Source organism: Cryobacterium sp. M23, assembly GCF_002929655.1.
Taxonomy (GTDB): Bacteria; Actinomycetota; Actinomycetes; order Actinomycetales; family Microbacteriaceae; genus Cryobacterium; species Cryobacterium sandaracinum.
Genome location: NZ_PJJV01000072.1, coordinates 24,440 through 42,627, shown reverse-complemented (window position 1 = coordinate 42,627; position 18,188 = coordinate 24,440). Strand labels below are relative to the sequence as shown.

Annotated in this window: 13 protein-coding genes and 3 pseudogenes; 2 read left to right on the top strand and 14 right to left on the bottom strand. The window is 58.6% G+C overall.

Features of this window, described 5'->3' with window-relative positions:
• Positions 1-246 precede the first annotated feature (246 nt).
• Complete coding sequence (locus tag CXY82_RS09730; protein WP_146069101.1) at positions 247-1,572, bottom strand: lipopolysaccharide biosynthesis protein; 1,326 nt, start codon at positions 1,570-1,572, stop codon at positions 247-249.
• A 58-nt stretch (positions 1,573-1,630) separates the two neighbouring features.
• Entirely contained in the window at positions 1,631-2,761 is a 1,131-nt protein-coding gene (locus CXY82_RS09725; protein WP_104170765.1) for a hypothetical protein, read from the bottom strand.
• Between the two features lie 215 nt (positions 2,762-2,976).
• Between CXY82_RS09725 and CXY82_RS17955 the strand changes: the two are divergent.
• Positions 2,977-3,347: pseudogene (locus tag CXY82_RS17955) on the top strand (hypothetical protein); the annotation flags it as partial.
• Positions 3,348-3,536: 189 nt separating this feature from the next.
• A complete protein-coding gene (locus CXY82_RS09715) occupies positions 3,537-4,745 on the top strand; it encodes an acyltransferase (RefSeq protein ID WP_104170764.1) in 1,209 nt (402 codons plus the stop codon).
• A 201-nt stretch (positions 4,746-4,946) separates the two neighbouring features.
• Here the strand turns inward: CXY82_RS09715 and istB are convergent.
• The 12 genes and pseudogenes from istB to CXY82_RS09655 form a co-directional block, all read right to left on the bottom strand.
• Positions 4,947-5,747: pseudogene (gene istB / locus CXY82_RS09710) on the bottom strand (IS21-like element helper ATPase IstB).
• Positions 5,748-5,782: 35 nt separating this feature from the next.
• Complete coding sequence (gene istA / locus CXY82_RS09705) at positions 5,783-7,108, bottom strand: IS21 family transposase (protein ID WP_104170763.1); 1,326 nt, start codon at positions 7,106-7,108, stop codon at positions 5,783-5,785.
• A 143-nt stretch (positions 7,109-7,251) separates the two neighbouring features.
• A pseudogene (locus CXY82_RS09700) lies at positions 7,252-7,412 on the bottom strand (IS3 family transposase); the annotation flags it as partial.
• A 72-nt stretch (positions 7,413-7,484) separates the two neighbouring features.
• Positions 7,485-8,819, bottom strand: coding sequence for a hypothetical protein (locus CXY82_RS09695; RefSeq protein WP_146069100.1), 1,335 nt, complete (start codon positions 8,817-8,819; stop codon positions 7,485-7,487).
• 339 nt (positions 8,820-9,158) lie between these two features.
• On the bottom strand, positions 9,159-10,352 hold the full coding sequence (locus CXY82_RS09690; RefSeq protein ID WP_158252168.1) for a glycosyltransferase: 1,194 nt from the start codon (positions 10,350-10,352) through the stop codon (positions 9,159-9,161).
• 20 nt (positions 10,353-10,372) lie between these two features.
• Entirely contained in the window at positions 10,373-11,284 is a 912-nt protein-coding gene (locus tag CXY82_RS18590) for a glycosyltransferase (protein ID WP_370443697.1), read from the bottom strand.
• A gap of 413 nt (positions 11,285-11,697) precedes the next feature.
• Complete coding sequence (gene wecB / locus CXY82_RS09680; protein ID WP_104170759.1) at positions 11,698-12,828, bottom strand: non-hydrolyzing UDP-N-acetylglucosamine 2-epimerase; 1,131 nt, start codon at positions 12,826-12,828, stop codon at positions 11,698-11,700.
• Entirely contained in the window at positions 12,825-13,928 is a 1,104-nt protein-coding gene (locus CXY82_RS09675) for an NAD-dependent epimerase/dehydratase family protein (protein WP_104170758.1), read from the bottom strand. The genes wecB and CXY82_RS09675 overlap by 4 nt, the downstream gene beginning before the upstream one ends.
• Positions 13,929-14,975, bottom strand: coding sequence for a polysaccharide biosynthesis protein (locus CXY82_RS09670; RefSeq protein ID WP_104170757.1), 1,047 nt, complete (start codon positions 14,973-14,975; stop codon positions 13,929-13,931).
• A complete protein-coding gene (locus CXY82_RS09665) occupies positions 14,972-16,216 on the bottom strand; it encodes a glycosyltransferase family 4 protein (RefSeq protein WP_104170756.1) in 1,245 nt (414 codons plus the stop codon). The genes CXY82_RS09670 and CXY82_RS09665 overlap by 4 nt, the downstream gene beginning before the upstream one ends.
• The gene (locus CXY82_RS09660) at positions 16,213-17,187 is read right to left on the bottom strand and encodes an NAD-dependent epimerase/dehydratase family protein (RefSeq protein ID WP_104170755.1); all 975 of its coding nucleotides are present in this window, start codon (positions 17,185-17,187) and stop codon (positions 16,213-16,215) included. Before CXY82_RS09660 ends, CXY82_RS09665 begins: the two co-directional genes overlap by 4 nt.
• Positions 17,184-18,182, bottom strand: a complete 999-nt coding sequence (locus tag CXY82_RS09655) for a glycosyltransferase family 4 protein (protein WP_158252167.1) — start codon at positions 18,180-18,182, stop codon at positions 17,184-17,186. The genes CXY82_RS09660 and CXY82_RS09655 overlap by 4 nt, the downstream gene beginning before the upstream one ends.
• Positions 18,183-18,188 lie beyond the last annotated feature (6 nt).

Sequence of the window (18,188 nt, the reverse complement as noted above, 5' to 3'; positions counted from 1 at the left end):
TTTTTACGTTCACTGCACCATTTAATCAGGTTGCGCACGGGAATCGGCACCAGGCCGGGTCGGGGGTGAGGAACCGTGCGGAAAATCCGTTGCCTGTGTTTTGGCCACTTAGGCGCTTCTGGCGAGAAGAACTTCCTGGAAGTTGCCGTCACGAGCTCATTCCTCAATCGAATGTGTTTGATAACACGTGGCGGTGGTCACGACATGCGCCCGTGCGGAGGAGCGATCCGACCGACGGCTCCAAAACTACTGCTCGGAAATTTCTGAGGGCCTTCGAGTGGCAACGGCCGACTTCGGCATCTTGCCCTTCGTTGGGCTGCAGAGCACGAGCAGAGGAAATGCGATAAATAAAAAGTACGAAACCGCAGATGCCATCACGAATAAATGCACATCGCCAATTATTAGGCTCATGACCTTCGCAAGAATCAAAACAATTGCGCCAGAGACAAATATCCAAGCTTGACTCCGGATGCGATCGATAGCGTTCAAGTAGTTCGTCGATATCAAGACGCTGGCGGTACTCACCATGAGCAGTAGAAAGTACAGAAGATCAGAAAGAGTCGGGGTGACACTGCCACCGCTGAGGAAGTTGTACATGGGACCTCGCACGAGAATGATGAGCGCACTTCCCACTGCAGCGAGGCCGATGCTGACGAAGGTGACCGTGAGAAAGAGCCGATGCAAACGTCCAGGATCTGCATGCGTCCGCAGCCGACGAAAGACAGGCCAGAGGGCCAGCGCGTATGTTGAAACGATCATCGGCAACAGATCAAAAGGCCGCTTAGCTACGTTGAAATAGACCAGATCGCTCGGACTACCGAAGATGTTTACAAGATACGGATCTAGCGCAGAAATGAGCAAATAACAAACTTGCATGATAAGGAACCACTTGCCCACGCTGAATGAATGGCGGTTTTGCCTCAGCGCTTGCGCAACACTTGGCATCTTGCCAACGCGCCCCATGCCGTGCGACCTCAGGAAGAGCACAGCATTGAGCCAACTGAAGATTGACACAGGCAGCATGTAAGAAACTATCAGGAGGTAGAGGTTGGGTGACCAAACTAGAACTGCCAACGAAAGACCAAGACCGACCGTCTTCCCTACGCCCTCCCACATGACCGCTTGAGACGCTGTCTCTTGAGATAGCTGAATCCTCTGGACGACAGAGGCCGGCACGGCCGACAAGAAGCAGAATAAGCCAAGCACCAGTGAGGCGAATATTGTGATCTCATCACCCCGCTGATCGCTAGAAACGGAGTACAGGTAGGCGAACAATATGCCTATGAGGAGCCAGGTCAGCGCAACAATGCTGAGTAGTTTTATGAGGCCTCGTATGCGAGTTTCGTGCGTGCGGAGGCTAACTCCTCTTGCATGGTCTGACCCAAATTCGTTGACAACGCTGTTTCCGATGCCGAGATCGGGAGATACAACCAAACCTGAGACATATGTAGCAAGCAGCCAATACGCAAAATCAGTGACGCCCAACTGGCTCAGGCCAACCGGGGTAATGATCAACATTCCGACAGCTGCTACCGTCCGGGGGAAAACAGAAGCCGCTCCGTAGCGGATCACGCTATGAGTTGACAACCTGCGCCACGCAGTGGCGCTTGTGCTAGCACGGCCCACTGGTCTACACCGCCGCGGTGGATACGCCACACATGTAGCCCGACATCTCCGACACGATGACAGGCCAGTTGAACTCACTGGCGATGAAGCCACGAGCCAATGGCGCTTTCACCGCTAACGAGTCGTAAGATCTTTCTGCGACCAGAATGGCCTCCATGACGCTCACTGGGGTCACCTCGGAGACGATCAGTGAGAACCGGTCCAGAAGCGCAGAGGGCAGCACAGCGGTGGTTGCAACCGGGATCCCCAAGCCCAGCAGCTCAATCAGCTTCGAAGGGAACGCGTTAGCGGACACGGAGTGGTCGAGATCTCTTAGGTTGAATGCAAGATTAGATCGCAGGACAGCTGCGTCCACTTCCGCTTTGGCCGCAACGCCGTGAAAGACGATGGCTTCATATCGCGCAGAATAGTCTTCAACCATGGACCGAAGGTTGCCCGACCCATATATGTGAAGGACCACCCGTCCTGTTGCTGCATCATGCGCATTTCGCAGAATGACGCCATCCATCATCGGCTCAATTCCGTTGTAGACCTCGAGTGCACCCGCATAGAAGACACTAAATTCCTCGGATTTCGGACGCACCCAAGGCTTTACGTTCTTTGAATCGAAACCTATTCGGGTCCTGAATATGCTTTTATTTATTCTCGCAAATCTGTCTTCAGCATCTCTGGTAACCACGAACAAGCCGGACAAGGCGCGGAGTAACTGCGTTCCGAAGCCGAAGTACGCATTCACTAATGTCCGTTTAGGTTGAGCGAATCTCTCAACCGAGCCTAGGTGTGTGTCAAACACGATTGAGTATGCCAAAGCCCCGAGCGCTCGCGAGAATAACAATGGCAATACCGTGAGCGGGTCGTACCCGAACGAAATTATTTGAACGCCTCTACGCTTCTCACGAAGCAACTCCTGAGTGAGATTCCAAGCCGCCCTGAGCCCACGGGCCTCGGACTTCAGAGCGATAAGACTCAAGCCTTCGCGCCTTGCGGCCTTCACTGCAACCAATGAGATGACGGTTGTCGAGTGAATTTCAGAGAACGCCATTGCTAGTTGTAACTCATAGGACTGACTTGAGGTTGTTACGTCGTCGATCGACAGGGACTTCAACGTCGCGGATACGATGATTGTGCGAGTCATGGGTCCCTATAGTTCGAGTGCTGGCTTGCTCGCCTCCAGTCAGAGCAGCCATTTCGCTGCACCTCGGATCTGCGTCCTGCGAGTATCGCAGGACGCAGCCGAGGAATGAAATTGTGCTGTGCCTCTAAATGAATCGCCCGAGCGGTACGACGGCAGCCGCAACGCATCCGATTCCCTCTAACTCGCTGAGGAGCAGGTCATTCTCCCGGAACGACTTCGCGCCCACCGGCCAGCTCACCGCTTACGCTGGCCTCGCCCCCCCCGACCCGGCGCACCGACAGTTCCATCTGCGGCGAACACCCGTCTCGGCGAGTCAACATGATCCTCAAACGAGCGATTCCTCTCGGCCTTCGCCGCCCTCCGGAACCCGGCATCACAGGCCTACTCGGACTGCAGGATCGCCCAACGCCACAATCAGCCCCTCACCGCCCTCGCCCGCCACTGCTGCGACGTCCTCTATGCCATGCTCCGCAACGGCACCGTGCATCGAACCGCCCACCCACTCGCCGCTTTAGGAGAAAAACATAGGGGCAATAGATTCATCGACCGCTCCAAGGTCATCAACGCTCGGGCTCAGTTTCGGTGACCTCATCTTCAGCACCGCAGCCGCCCAGGACCTTGCGCCGGCCACCGAGTCGGGCGGTCGGCTCTGGAATTCGACTAGGCAGCCCTGCCCCCTATGGCACTATTTCGGGCTACGTACCGCCAGGAAAAACGACGACAGCTCCATCCAGGAGCGTTATCGGCTCTGTGAATCCCCCAATAGAATCTTGGCATGGGGGACATAACGGCTCGGCCCGAGAGGGTCGATAATTACGCGCTAAATGCCGTTCGTGCCGCTGCTGCGTTTCTTGTCGTCGCTGGTCATGCTCGAGGTTTTCTTTTCGTAGGTCGGGAAGACGCGCCTGCAGACATACTCACTCAGGGCGCTCTCGCACTATTCGGCCTGGGCCATGGGGCTGTACTCGTCTTCTTTGTTCTCAGCGGGTACTTTGTCGGGGGCAGCGCCCAAAGAGGCCTGGCCAGAGGCGCGTTTTCGGCCAAGTCATACGCCATCAGTCGGCTCACACGTCTGTGGATAGTTCTCATTCCCGCCATACTTCTGACAGCCATCCTTGATTGGTTCGGACGAACCTATTTTGGGGGTGCCGCTTTTTACGACGACAGCCGCAACGCTGCCACTAACTCTGGCTGGCCGATTGCACTTGGAAATATCGCCTTCCTGCAACCGATGCATGTCCCGTCATTCGGGTCAAACGAGGCCCTGTGGTCATTGACCTATGAAGCGGCGTACTACGCGATTCTGCCTCTGCTGCTCGCCGGTTTCTGGTACGCACGGCGACTGAGAGTGAGAATTCTCGTTACGGCGGCCGGAATTGCACTGATTGTCTTCTTCGGCTGGAACGTGCTCAGCCTGTTTCCTGTCTGGCTCCTTGGTGCGGCAGTCGCATTCCTAGACGGAAGTATCCGGAGTCGTTTGGCCGGGGTCTCGCCCGTTCTGCTAACGATATTGCGAGTTCTAAACTTGCTCGCCTTGGCTGGAGCAATGGTCGCGGATAAGGTTGCGGGCGGCAGCCCCGTAAACACTCCATTCACTAGCTATGTCGTAGGCATTCTGGCGGCCTCGCTCGTTGCATTACTACTTCCAGACCTTTGGCCGCGCAAGGCTGGGGGACGTCATCTGCTGGGCCTGTTTTCCCGCCTTGCGGGGTCCTCATACTCGCTCTACGCGATTCACTACCCGTTACTGACCCTGATAGCCGTTGCCGTGAGTCCGAGAGGGGTCACTGGTTCCTGGCAACCGTCACTCGGATCCTGGTCCGGTTTTGTCATTATCATCGTTGCGCTGACAACAGCCGGCTGGCTCTTCTCTCTCATGACCGAGGGTCACACCGATGTCGCTCGTCGGACGGTAGCCGCGCTATTGTCCGTTTCGTTCAGAAATAGAGTTTTCAATCGGGCATCGGCCGACCTCGACCGCTGACCCTTTGTTGGCTGGGTAGAAATGAAAGCGCTCGGGAGTGCGCCGAGTTCAGCCAGCTCAGTCGGCTAGTGGTGTCAAGGGGCTGTGAGGGCCACATTTATTGTTTCAAACTCAATCGGGGTGACCTTTCCGAGGTGGTGACGGCGCTCAGCGAAATTCCCCAGTCTTGCTCATTGAAGCTCCCCAGGTCGCGGGGTTAGGTTAGCGGAAGTTTGTGCCGGTTGTCACGCGGCGGAGTTCGTTGGATTGGGCGGCGTGGTTGCGGAGCCGGTAGGAGCCGCCGTCGAGGGTGACGACGACGGATCGGTGCAGGAGCCGGTCGAGCATCGCGGCGGCGACGGTGGTGTCGCCGAGGATCTCGCCCCAGGCGCCGACGGGCCGGTTCGTGGTGATCACGATCGACGTTTTCAGGTAGCGCTGGTTGATGACTTGGAACAGTGCTGATGCGGCCTCGGCGGGCAGCGGAAGGTAGCCGAGTTCATCGATGACGAGCAGCGTTGGGCCGGCGAAGAACCGCATCATCGTGCCCCATTTGCCTTCGATCGCGGCGCGGTGGCAGCGGGCGGCGAGGTCGGCGGCGGAGGTGAAGTAGGTGCGTTAGCCGGCCGTCACGGCGGCATGGCCAAGGCCCGTGGCGATGTGCGTTTTCCCGACTCCGGGCGGTCCGATCAGCAGCACGTTGGTCGCGGTCTCGAGGTAGCGGCAGGTGCCGAGCTCAGCGAGCAGGGACCGGTCGATGCCAGAGGCGGCGTCGAGGTCGAAGTCGTCGAGGGTGGCGCCGGTGGGGAGGTTCGCGAAGCGGAACCGGCCGGAGAGGCGGCGGGCGTCGGTCGCGGTGACCTCGATGGAGAGCAGGCGCTCGAGGGCGTGGGTGAGGCTCCAGCCCTCAGCTTGGGCCTGGTCGAGGACGCTCGGCAGCGCCTCGGCGGCGTCGGCGAGCTTGAGCTCGGTGAGGTGGCCGCGCAGCTGCTGATAGACGCTCGCCGGTGTCGTGGTGTCCATGGCCGGCGGGTTGGTCGAGGTAGCGAGTGGTGTGTTCATCGGAGGGTGTTCCTGTTCTTCGCGGCCGTCTCGTAGGCGGCCAGGCTGATCACGGTGGTGGGTTCGGTAATGCCGGTCAGCGCCATCGCGGCGCGGCGCGCGGCGGTGCCCGGTGGAATGCGTTCCTTCTTCCGGTGTGGCCAGCCGGGAGGGGCTGCGGCCAGGGCGATCGTCTCCAGTGCGGTGACGTGTCCGCTGTCGCGGATCGTCACCCCGAGGCCAGCCTCCGCGACGGTGTGCCGGGCGAGGACGACCCCAGAGACGGTCGCGATGTCGATGGTCGTCGCGCCGAGGCGTTGGTGGACGACGACGCGGGCCGCGGCCAGTTCCGGCGGCACCGAGTACCGGTTCCCGCGCCAATCGATCAACGCCTGCCGTGTCGCGGTGCGTTGCTCGGTCACGACGACCGGGAACAGTGTCGGCGGCAACGGTTGGAGTCGTTCCGCGGCGAACATGACCGCGGCTGTTGTGGATCCGTCGCGTCCCTCGCGGCGCCGGCCGTCCTGGCCTCTGGCGAACGCGGTCAGGCGTTGCTGGGCTTGCTCGAGGGTGACGTCGTCGGGGAGGTTGTGCCACCAGCGCTGCGCGGCGGTGTGGTTGTTCTTCTCGACCACGCCCTTGCGGTTGCCCGAACGGGGCCGGCAGGCGACGACGGTGACGGCGTGGTGCTTGGAGAACGCGGCGAACATCGGCGTCAGATCACTCGTCCCGGCCTTCAGCACGGTGGTCATCCGGTCGAACCGCCAGGACTTCGTCACCCCGCCAAGCAGCCCCAGCAGGACCGTCATCGCGGCCAGCAGGTGGGGCAGGTCCATCGACGGGGAGATCACTGCCCGCCAAAGCCCGGAGTGCGCCAGGGAGCCCACGAGCATGTAGGCGCGTTTCGTCGGGAACGCCCAGTCGGCTGGGGCGTCGGGCTGCTCGACCCAGTCGAACTGGGTCTCCTCGCCGGGCGGGTGCTCGATGATCGCGTTGGGCCGCTTGGTTACGTGGGCGCAGGCGGTGCAGGCCGGCCGCAATGCCCGGTCCCGGATCTGGCGAGTCAGGGTCTGATACGACCCCGAGAAGCCCAGCGGGACGAGCTCGTCGAGCAGCGTCGCCGCCCAGAGATGCGGGTCCTCAGTCAGCCTCGCGGTGACGTAGTCGACGAACGCGTCGAACGGGTCCGGGACGGCGCGGTGACGCACTCCTGGGGTGCGTTGGCCGGCGAGATAGGCGCGGATGGTCTTGCGGTCGTGGTCGGTGCGGCGGGCGATCTCACTGATCGTCATCCCTTGCCGTTTGAGCGCGTGGATGTCCACGTCGTCCTCCTCTGAAAGCATAGGAGTAGGGCCTTTCTTGAAGCTGGTGTGTGGTCGAAGACCATCAGCATCGAGGAAGGCCCGCTTCTATGTGCGGAAGCGACCCGGAGTGGGGAATTTCAGTGAGCAGATCTGGGGAATTTCAGTGAGCGCCGTCAGTGGTGTTGCCGGCGCTTGCGGTGGTAGGTGCGCTCGATGCAGATCACCATCGCCAGGCGCAGTTCTCCCGGGACGACCACCGCAGCCGATCGAGGACGTTCTTCTGTAGCAGGGCGAAGAACGACTCCATCGCATTGTTGTCACGGCACGCGCCAACGCGGCACATCTTGATGATGACATCTTTCCGACGAAGACGAATCTCCAGAGGTCAGGAGCCAAACCGGGGCGGCCCACACTGTCACATGGTGCTTGGAATCCACCCACCAGTGTGTTTGCCACTTGTGGTCGAATTCTCGACCGGCGTGATTCGCCTGTCGCGGTGAACCGACGTCACCTGCGTATCGTGTCGCACTACGACCCACCACACGAGAACGAAGACTATCAATAGGGGGCTAGTTGGCGACAGCAACCATCCTTCGAAAAAGCTATGAACAACTGCGGCTAACGTGAAACCCACCCCCAGCAGGCCCGCCTTCCTTGAGTACGAGAGCAGTGCTACCCACATGACTATGACCGCTATGAGGCCACCAACGCCCGCCGTCGCTAGCGCCCGCATCGGACTGCTTGCGATCTCGACCTCCTCATTGCCCACTCCGATGCCAATTAAAGGAGATGAACGGAATAATTCGATCGCTATCTCAAACGTTTCTGCACGGGAATACGTAACACGTAACAATCCGTCTAGAACCGAAAGGCTCTGAGGCAGAGCGAGGGCCACGATGAACCCAAGGGCGAGCAAACCAGTCATCACAAGAAACCCCGTGGCAGTTAGTTTTTTCATCACGAGGAAGATCAACAGGATCGCCAACGCCAACGCGCTCCCCCGGCTGGACGTCCATACGACGCACACGCCGGCCAGCGCAAGAATAACCATTTTCAGCCCTATGTGCCGTATGACGACGATGGCGAGTGACCCCAACAGGAACGCATAGAACCCCAGCAGGTTTGCGTTCGAGGTAAGGCCACGCAGCCTCCCCCCTGCAATCGCAACCTCGGGTATCACGAGCCCGGAGATGAGAGACCCGACTACCGTTATCCCCAAGGCCAGCACTAACGCGATAGTGACAATTCTTCTGGGGACAGCAACAGCAGTGGCCACAACCGCCAGAGCGAGCATAACGAGGCCGATTCCATAAAAGATGAAATTCGCCGCTTGGCCGTGGAAGGCAAAGCCGAGTAGCAGGAATGCCAGAAGCGATCCAACCACCCACGGAAGCCACACCCGCAACTCAGCAAAATTTCTCTTGCTGTCTGGCGGAACACCGGTGACATTCGAGGGCCGCTGGAGGCTGCACAGGCACAACAAGGAGATTCCGAGAATACGGAACAAGACCGACGTGGCAGGACTCACAGTGAATGCCGTCGACGAGGAAAGAATGAAAAGAACGCCGAACGTGAACGGTGCTAGCGCTCGCACCGTAGAGTTCAGTAACGCGACCAGGGAGCCGCATATCGCGATAAGTGCAATCGCGAAACCGGTAGGTCCTGCGGCTGCCTGCCATCCAGCCGCTGCTGCCACTAACGCCCCTGTGACCGGTGCCAAAACTCTATGCGTTAGTGGTGAAACTCCCAAAGGGAAGATCCTTTCAGGCAGTGCATCATGGACGGGCTAAACCAATCTACCGAGGCCAACAGCACCTCGAATTCACCTGTCAAAAGGATTGTGGCATCGAAGTGGCTTTCGGGCAGCGTGTTCCATCTCGACTTTAGCGGATCGTGTTGACATGCTCACCTCAACTACCTTGGGTGCCGTGCGCCCACGTCTGGCCATCTTCACACTCCAAAGCTTGGTGGAGTGTTGCGACGAGACCGAGAACTCGCCTGGCGTTTCTGGCCCTGTTTTCAGTTGGCGTTAACACAGCCACTCACCGAAGTGAGTATTGAGCCCGCTTCACATAAGTAGCAGTGTGAATCAGAGTTCCGACCCGCCCGCGTGTCGGGGCTTCTGGACGAAGTCGGGGCGCGTCATCAACGCAAAGACATGCTCTCCCTTATCCAGGTCACGCCAGCTGTTGAAAGCGGCTCCTGCGGCTCGACGCCGTTCGAGAACCTCATCGGGTGACAGCGCCGCGAACAAATCGATGGCGATGCCCCACTCCTGTGGATCTCTACTTCCTAGGACTTGGCAGCCAGCGTTTCTGAGGACGCCTGTCCAAGGCGTCACGTCGGAGCACATAACCGGACAACTCACAGAGAGTGCCTCCGCGATCACGTGGCCGAAATTCTCCCCTGCGGTTGGAAAGACGAAGACATCGCCCCTAGCGAAGGTTGCGCGTACGGCTTCTGGGGGGATTGAGCCATGCAAATTGCACAGCACGTTCGCTGGAAGTTCATCTATCAATTCCTGGCAGCCGTTGACGTACTGCCGATCTTCGACATTCCCGTAAACATCGAGGGTGATCGCCGACTGCGTGAGCATGAGGCTGCGCAGCAACACATCGAGGCCTTTCATCGGATGCAGCCGGCTCACAAAGACGATTCGCAGTGAATCACTACCGCGAGCCTCCCGCGGCAACTGAGCCACGATCGGTAGCGCAGTCTCGTCCTCGCGAACAAGGACGCGCGCAACCTCGCCGAACACCGCTCTTATGTCCTCGGCCTCGTTCGTGGACGACGCGTGCCAGACAACGCCGCGGTGCAACCCCAACATCTTGTAAACGGAAACTGCTATTCGCTTCTTGAGAGGCCTGATGGCCAGTGCTCCGCGGCCGAACTCTCCCCTGGGCGCCAGCAGAATCTGAGCCCCACGCCAAAACCCGATGTGTCCAAGGAGCTGCGGGAACAGGGAAAACCTCGAACTGAAGAAACTGTTGTAGTACGTCACCTGCGGGCGTTTCTTCCGGACTGCACGTAAACCGAGCAAATAGGCATGAAGCGAGGATGCCGTGCCGTAGTAAACACTGACGCCGTCAACAACTGACCACTCATTACCTGTGACCTGAAGCGGATTGGATTGATGCAAGTCCCGATCAGAGGTGAAGACAAACGCCTCCATGTTTGTTGGCACTGAATCCACCAAGGCCTTTATCGTACGAATTGGCCCCCCTCCGAGAGTTGCTGGCGGGAACAGCGGTGCGAAAACGGCGAACTTACTGGGCACAATCATTGAACGTCGACTTTCAGCACTCATTGATTCACATCGCCAACCGGCGGGGCCGCGATGGCACTCCACGGCGCCCCAACCGTCGCCAAACCGCGACCACGTGTCACGTTGTCCCACAAATACTGAGCCGCGGCCCTCGGCGATATAGCCGCCTGTGACCAGCCCTCCAGCCGTGCTCTTGATTCGGCTGATATCGGCGAGGAGCTCAGACGCCCGACCAACGCTCGAGCAAGTTCAATTGGTTGTCCCGCCTGGATGACGTCACCTTGCAATGCAGAGCGGACAAGGTCCGACGCGCCGGACTGCCGACTCACGACTACTGGGGTACCTGCCATTAAGGACTCGCTCACAACCGCACCCCAGCCGTCGTACTTGCTTGTGAGAACAAGCAAGTCGCTGCCTGCAATTTTGCGGAGGACGTCGAAGTTCGCCATACTTCGTGTGAAAAACACCCGACTCTCGACGCCCAGGTCCTTCGCAAGTCTGATGCTTGATTCCCACAGCGGGCCGTCTCCCACGATACTCAGTTCCCACGAATCCGCCGGAGTCATCGCGAGTGCTTGGATGAGTACCTCGGGGTCCTTTCGCGTCGTCAGACTGCCAACGAATATTATGCGTGGCCTCTTCTGATCAGACTGTTTCGCCTCCGAATCGGGCCCATCAACGAAATATCCAAAAGGAGCAATCTTGCTTGGTTCGCAACCCAAAGACGTGAATTGTCTTCTGGCTAAGTCACCGCACGCAAATAGAGTGTCAATGTTTCGAAGGGGTCGGCGCCGCAGACCGAATCTGAGCGCTCGCAAGGAGCCTCGAATGCCTCGTGGATCCCACGGCTCCGTAATAATCGCAACGTGATTGTGTGGGCCCCGAGTTATCGCCGTGAACGCCCTGCGCACAGCCGGATATGCGCTCACTCCTGAAAACACATGTGCCATAGCGCCGCGGGTCGACTCAACCAATTTCATCCGGTTGCTTTCGGAAGGTTCGATGAGCAATTCTGCATCGCCGTAGTCGATGTCTTGCCAACCCATTGCCAACCGGTCTGCGGATACGTCCTCCGCAACCACAATAAGAACCCGCTTGCCGAGGCCGGTCGCCAGCGCCCGCATTAGCGGAGCTTGATGAAGAGACGGCATGTTCTGCCAGAAGACAAGGTCATAGTGTGCTTCCACAGAGGCTCCTCGTTGCGAAAAAAAGAAAAACACATGCTGCTGGCCCGGCACTTGATCGACCCCAGGGGGGCATACGACTCCGAGGAGAGCACTCCTCAGGCATGAGCTCGTGTGAACCACAGCCGGTCCGCCAGCCAGCGTGCCAGATGCGGTCTGTGGCTCACGTACGCGCTCTATTACCTCCGAAGCCCCGCACGAAAGTTATGCGTGGCAGCCGTCGAGCGAATGAAGTTCACGGTCCTACGAGAGGTGTCCGACACTTCATACCCGCTCGGGATAGCTGTGGACATGGGAATGAGGCCTTCAGAAAGAACCATGGCAACGGTATCGAGAATCGATTCTTCCGTCACACCCGCTGTGATGATCGCTCCAGCGTCCAAGGCTTCAGGCCGTTCGATGGAGTCGCGAAGCGTTAGAGCCGGAAACCCGAGAATACTCGACTCTTCGCTGATTGTGCCGCTATCGGAGAGCACAAGCCTTGCGGACATCTGAAGTTGAACGTAGTCGTTGAAGCCAAAAGGAGGATGGAAGGTCAACGAGTCCTTCAGTTCAGCGGCGACCGTCTCAAGACTTTTGCGCGTGCGCGGGTGCGTCGAGACAAGCACTGGAATGCCGTAATCACGCTTGAGCGCCACCAATGCCGCCAGAACGGAAGTCAGCCGCTGGTGGTTGTCGACATTCTCTTCGCGATGGAGACTCACTAAGAAGTACTCCCCCGCACTTAGTCCTTGCCGTTCCAAGACGTTGCTCGCGGCAATTGCCGACGCATTGCCGTCAAGAACCTCCCGCATAGGGGAACCAGTGAACAATATTCGCGACGGATGGATGCCCTCGGCAAGCAGGTTTCGCCGCGCGTGCTCCGTGTAGACCAGGTTGTAATCTGCAATGTGATCTACCAGACGCCGGTTCGTTTCCTCTGGGACGTTCTCATCAAAGCAACGATTGCCAGCTTCCATATGGTAGACGGGCACTTTCAACCGCTTGGCAATTAGCGCTGAGATGCAACTATTTGTATCGCCCAAAATGACCATGGCGTCAGGGCGCTCTTTGAGAAGTACCTCTTCGGTCTTTGCGAGGATAGACCCGAGAACCCTCCCGAGCGACGAGGTGTCAGCCGCCAGGAAGTAATCCGGCCGGCGAAGTCCAAGATCCTCGAAGAAGACCTCGTTCAGTTCGTAGTCATAATTCTGCCCAGTGTGGACAAGGACGTGGTCCGTGTACTTGTCCAATCTCTTGATGGTCGAGGCCAACCGAATGATTTCCGGGCGGGTGCCCACGACAGTCAGAACCTTTAATCGGGCGGTCATTTCAGCACTACCTCTTCAATTGTGTCGGGCGAACTAGGGTTGAAAATGTCATTTGTCCAGAAGGATGTATACAGGAGATCTGGCCCAGTATTCGTAATCGTGTGTGCCCACATCGTGGGCATGTCAACAGCGACAGGTTCATCGCCTGTCACCTCAAACTCAAAAATCTCATCAGTGAACAACTTGCGCAGCGCAATAGTCGCAGACCCAGCAAGAACGGTGAATCGCTCGATCTTCCGGCGGTGAAAGTGATCACCCCGGCTGATCCCTGGTTCTGTGGTGGAAAACGACGATTGGCCAGAACCGCCATGGGAGCGAATGATTTCGAAGAAGGAACCTCGCGCGTCCGAGTGGCGGGTGAGCCGAACGGGTGCCTGAGCGGGGAAGACGTAGGAGCGATACGTATTGAAGAGGTCACGGTCGAACTTGGCCGCGACGTCGGGGATCTCTCCCCGCCTATAGACGGTGTGGATCTCCGTGAGACGAGCAAGTAGCCCGGAGACGCTCTCGTGAGCTTCAAGCCCCTGTGCTGCTGTGACGTCGCCTGCACCGATGAGCAAATCGGCCGCATCCTGTGCGTGCAAGAGAGTCAGGATCTTGTCATCGGCCACGGTTGGCGACTGACCCTGTGCCAGCATGTGGCTGAAAGTCGCGGTCACCGCATTGTAAAACGGACGGCCGTGTTCACCAAAGAGATTGGGCAGGGATATTTCTTGGAAGTCCGCGCCAACCTTGTCCGCCGCAGTCCGCAGGATGCCTGCCGCCGCGGCCTTCGCATTTCCGTATACGCTTCCATTGCCTGCCTGGGAAGAATTTGCGTACACGATCACAGCGGGCGGTACTTCAGCCCGGCCGATCGCCTCTGCAAGCTGATTGGCAAAACGGCTGTTCCCCCCACTCACCTCAGCATCAGAGCCTCGATTCACGCCAGCAAGGTGTACGAGACGAGTCGAAGCGGATATCGCGCAAGCAGCCGTCTCCCCGTCGAAGGCGTCCCCAACCGGGATTGCCGTAGTCTCCATCCCAAGACCTTGTAGGGCAGCACGGACGTGCCACCCGAGGAAACCATTCGCCCCAGTCAATGCAACGTGTTTCACCATCTACAGATCCTGTTCGGCCCGAAGACCCGCAGCGACCAGCTCTGCTCGCACCTCAGGCAGAGTCAAGAGCAACCCCTGAACCTCACGCAAATTCATCCGTGACACCGTATGGGAGTCATAGTTCTCGAACTGCGTCTGTTGGGTGTCGCCCTGCTCAACGTAGATGCTGTAATTCAGGTCACGATTGTCGGCACGGATCCGGAAGTAGTCCCCCATGTCCTGGGCGCGGGCCAACTCCTCGCGGCTTGCCAGCGCCTCGGACAGCTTCTCTGCGTGGCGGGTACCGATCACTTCGACTCTGGAGGGCGAGCGGAATAGAAGAATGAGCGCTTGGGCGAGATCTCCCATAGTGGAGGACTTCGCTTTGCGAATAAATAGGTCACCCTGCAGTGCGTTGTGAAATGCATACTCAACCAAATCGACCGAGTCAGCGAGAGACATCATGAAGCGTGTCATGTCGGGGTTCGTGACAGTAAGGTTCTTGCCCGCCTTCAACTGTCGAATGAAGAGAGGAATGACTGAGCCGCGCGAGTACATGACATTGCCGTAGCGCACGCACGACACGGTTGTCTCCGCCTTTGGGTTATTTAGACCGTAAGACTGAGCAACCTTTTCCATCATTGCCTTGCTCATACCCATGGCATTGACCGGATAGACGGCTTTGTCTGTACTCAGGCACACAACAGATCTAACTCCGGCATCGTCCGCCGCGCGCACCACGTTCTCGCTGCCGAGGATGTTCGTCTTAACAGCCTCCATCGGGAAGAATTCGCATGAAGGAACCTGTTTCAACGCTGCAGCATGGAAAACGTAATCAACGTCGCGCGTGGCGCGTTCAACGCTTTGGTAGTCGCGAATGTCACCGACGTAGAAACGAACCCGAGGATCAGAGATCTCACTCCGCATGAGGTCCTGTTTTGCCTCATCTCTGCTGAGTATCCGAATCTCGTCCACGTCCCGCGTCAGCAGTTTCTTCGTAACGGTGTGACCGAACGACCCGGTTCCGCCCGTGACGAGCACCTTCTTATCTGCGTACCGTGATGTCATTGTGCACTAGCCCTTCTCATACCCAGATAGTGGAGGGATGCCTCCACCAAAATCTTCTCAATTGCACCCACGCCGCTGTCGATTGACATTGTCGAGCGGTAATACTCCCAAGCGTTTCGCCCCATTTCCAACCTCCGAGCGGCGTCCGTTGAGCCCGCGTCTGTGAACGCCTGTGCGAGCTGCTCAACATCCTCCGGATCACAGGCGTAGCCGATGCCGTTGCTCCGGACCATGTCTTGGACGTCCCCCCGAATGGCGGTAATGACTGGAATACCGTGTGAGAGACTTGCCTGCAGTTTCGAAGGAATCGTGCCCTCGAATATGGGTCGGTCCTTGAGGGAAACAACCTGAAAGTCAGATTGCGCATGGATTACTTCCATGAGTTCCGGGGCCACCCTTCCTTTGAAGTGGACGTTATAGGCGTCGAGTTCAAGTGCCAGCGCACGCAGTCGTTCCTCAGCCACACCGGACCCAACAATCGTGACCATGACGTGGTCCAGATGCTTCACGGCGTTTGCCGCGCGAATGACGGTGTCAAGCGATTGATGGTCACCGAGGTTGCCGGCATACACGATGGATACCTTCCCCGTGTCGACTGGTTCAACGCGCGGAGCGGCCAGCGGGTCTTCTGATGCGTCCCAGTTCAGAACGGTGTGAAGGCGATCGGCCGGCACACCTCGGGAAGAGAGCATTCGTGACATTGACGGAGCGATGGCGATCGTGGCGGACGCGGTTCGGTAGAGAAAACGCAGCCACGGGTTGAGAATTCCGCTCAGAATGCGCTTGGTGATTCCCGCTCCGACCATGGACGAGTCAGTGACTGATTCAGGCCAGAGATCCTGGATGTGAAGCACATACGGGGTGCCGAAAAGCGCCCGCCAAACGGACGGACCGATCGCGGGAGTCATTTGAGTGGCGTACACGTAGACAACGTCAGCAGAACGAACGAAACCACGTGCGGCCGCAGCACTCCCCGCGAAGGTGAGGTAGTTAGCAAACCTGGTGATGGGGTTATAGGAGTGGCTGATAACCATGGGGACGCGGCGAACCCTGATGCCGTCGACCCACTCCGTTGTAGGCAATCTATGACGATAACCCGGAAACAAATTGCCGTCCGGGTAATTCGGGTAGCCCGTGATCACCCGGACTTCATGACCGCGCGCCGCCAGCCCGCGCGCCAGTGTGTCGGGGATGCGGATGGCTTCGGGCGCGTAGTACTGCGAAACTATTGCGATCCTCAATTCCTGCGGCCGCCTGCTTCTGACTTACGATTTTCGAGATACCACGACACTGTGCGCAGGATCGAATCCGCGAAGGCGTGAGGGGGCGTCCAGCCCCAATCAGTTGAACTGGAACCAGGGGTGACCTCAAGTGATTCGGTGAGGCGGCTGACAATCGCCGACTTGCCGGTGAGGCGACCGCCCAGGCGCATGAGCGCGAGTGGCAGGGGGAAGACTCGCGACTTCTTTCCCATGGCTGAAGTCATCTCCCTCAGCAGCTGAGGCGTTGACGGGCTGAAGGCGTCGCCGGCAAGGATCAGCGCTCCCGCTGCACGCGGGTCCACGGCACATTTCTCCAGCAGATCGACGAGATTCCAGACGGACACCATCGTGCGCCGGTTCCGAAGTCCACCCAGGGGCAACGGCACACCCCCGTGCACGAGCGACAACATCTTGGCGAAGTTGCCCTTGACACCGGGCCCGTAGACCAATGGTGTGCGAACGATCACGATTTCAAGATCCGAGTCGCGCTCCACCTTGCGAAGCTCGATTTCTGCTTCGTGTTTGGAGATGCCGTAGGGATCGTTCGGCGCCAGCCGGTCCGAAGCCGTGAAACCCCTGCCGGCAGTGCTTTCACCGTTGACCTTGATGCTGCTCAAGAACACCAAGCGTGAGACGCCCTGTGCCGCGGCCGCTCGCGCGAGAGCCGCCGTGGCCAGAGAGTTGACCCGGCGAAACTCGCTGAGCGGGTCGGCGGACGTGTCGTTCATGACATGAACTCGTGCTGCGAGATGGATGACAACGTCGAAGCCTTGAAGCAGACCCGTCCAGTCGGTGGCCCCGGACAAGTCACCCATGACGACCTCAGTCGTTCGCTCTGGTGCTGAACCCTGAGATCGCACGCCACCACCAACGGTGTGGCCAAGGCTCTCCAAGTGGGAACTCAGATGGCGCCCAACAAAACCGTTTGAACCCGTTACGAGGATCTTCATGAGACTCTAACTTTCTGGATGTGCTCGCTGTGCCATTGAGCGCTTTTTCCGAAGGCGGCACCGAACCAGAGGTAGCCAAACGTGATCGCGCCCAGCAGGACCAGCCACAGCGCCCAATACTCGGGGAGCATCAGATTCATGATTCCGACCGCGCCGGTCAGCAGGCTTGAACCGGCCACGATCGCCGAGACTCTGAGGTGGGACATCCCACCATCCGTCAGACGCTGATAGGTATGCCCTCGGTGCGCCTCAAACCATCGTTCACCACGAAGAATTCTGCGACCCAGCGTGGCTCCGGTGTCAGCCAGGTAGATGGCCAGCGGCCCAAGAACCGATAGTACCGGTACGCCATTCGTGATTGCCGCGACCGCAATTATTCCGATAGAGCCGCCGAGCAGATAGCTGCCGACGTCGCCGAGGAACATGCTTCTACCGAATAGGTTCCAGGGAAGGAAACCCGCGAACGCCAGCGCCACGACAATTCCCGCCAGCCACAGCCAAGGCATATCGAGAACCCCACCGAAAACAGCGAATACGGCCCCCACAGCGGCGCCGTGGAGCCCTGACATCCCATTCACGCCATCCATGAAGTTCGCGACGTTGATGTAACCGGCTACTCCGATGGCATATACCGGCACCGTCCACCACCAGCCGCCCGAAGCAACGACAACTACGCAGGCACCGGCGACACCAATGGCCAGCTGAAGACCAGCACGCAGCAAAAGTGGAACGCCTCGGAGATCTTCGAACCAACCCAAGGTGCCAGAGGCGAGAGCGACTGAGAGAATTATCAGAAGCAGCGCCGGATCCCGGGTTTCCCCGAAGGCCGCGAGTAGCGCCAAGCCCACAGTGATCGAGAGCAGGGGGGCCAAGCCCGCACCGCGGATGGCCGAACCTGTGTGGGACGACCGCTCATTGGAGATGTCGAGGACATTCAGTCTCACGAGAAGAGGCTTGACCAACACAGGCGCCACCAACGCCAGGATCAGCACCATAACCAG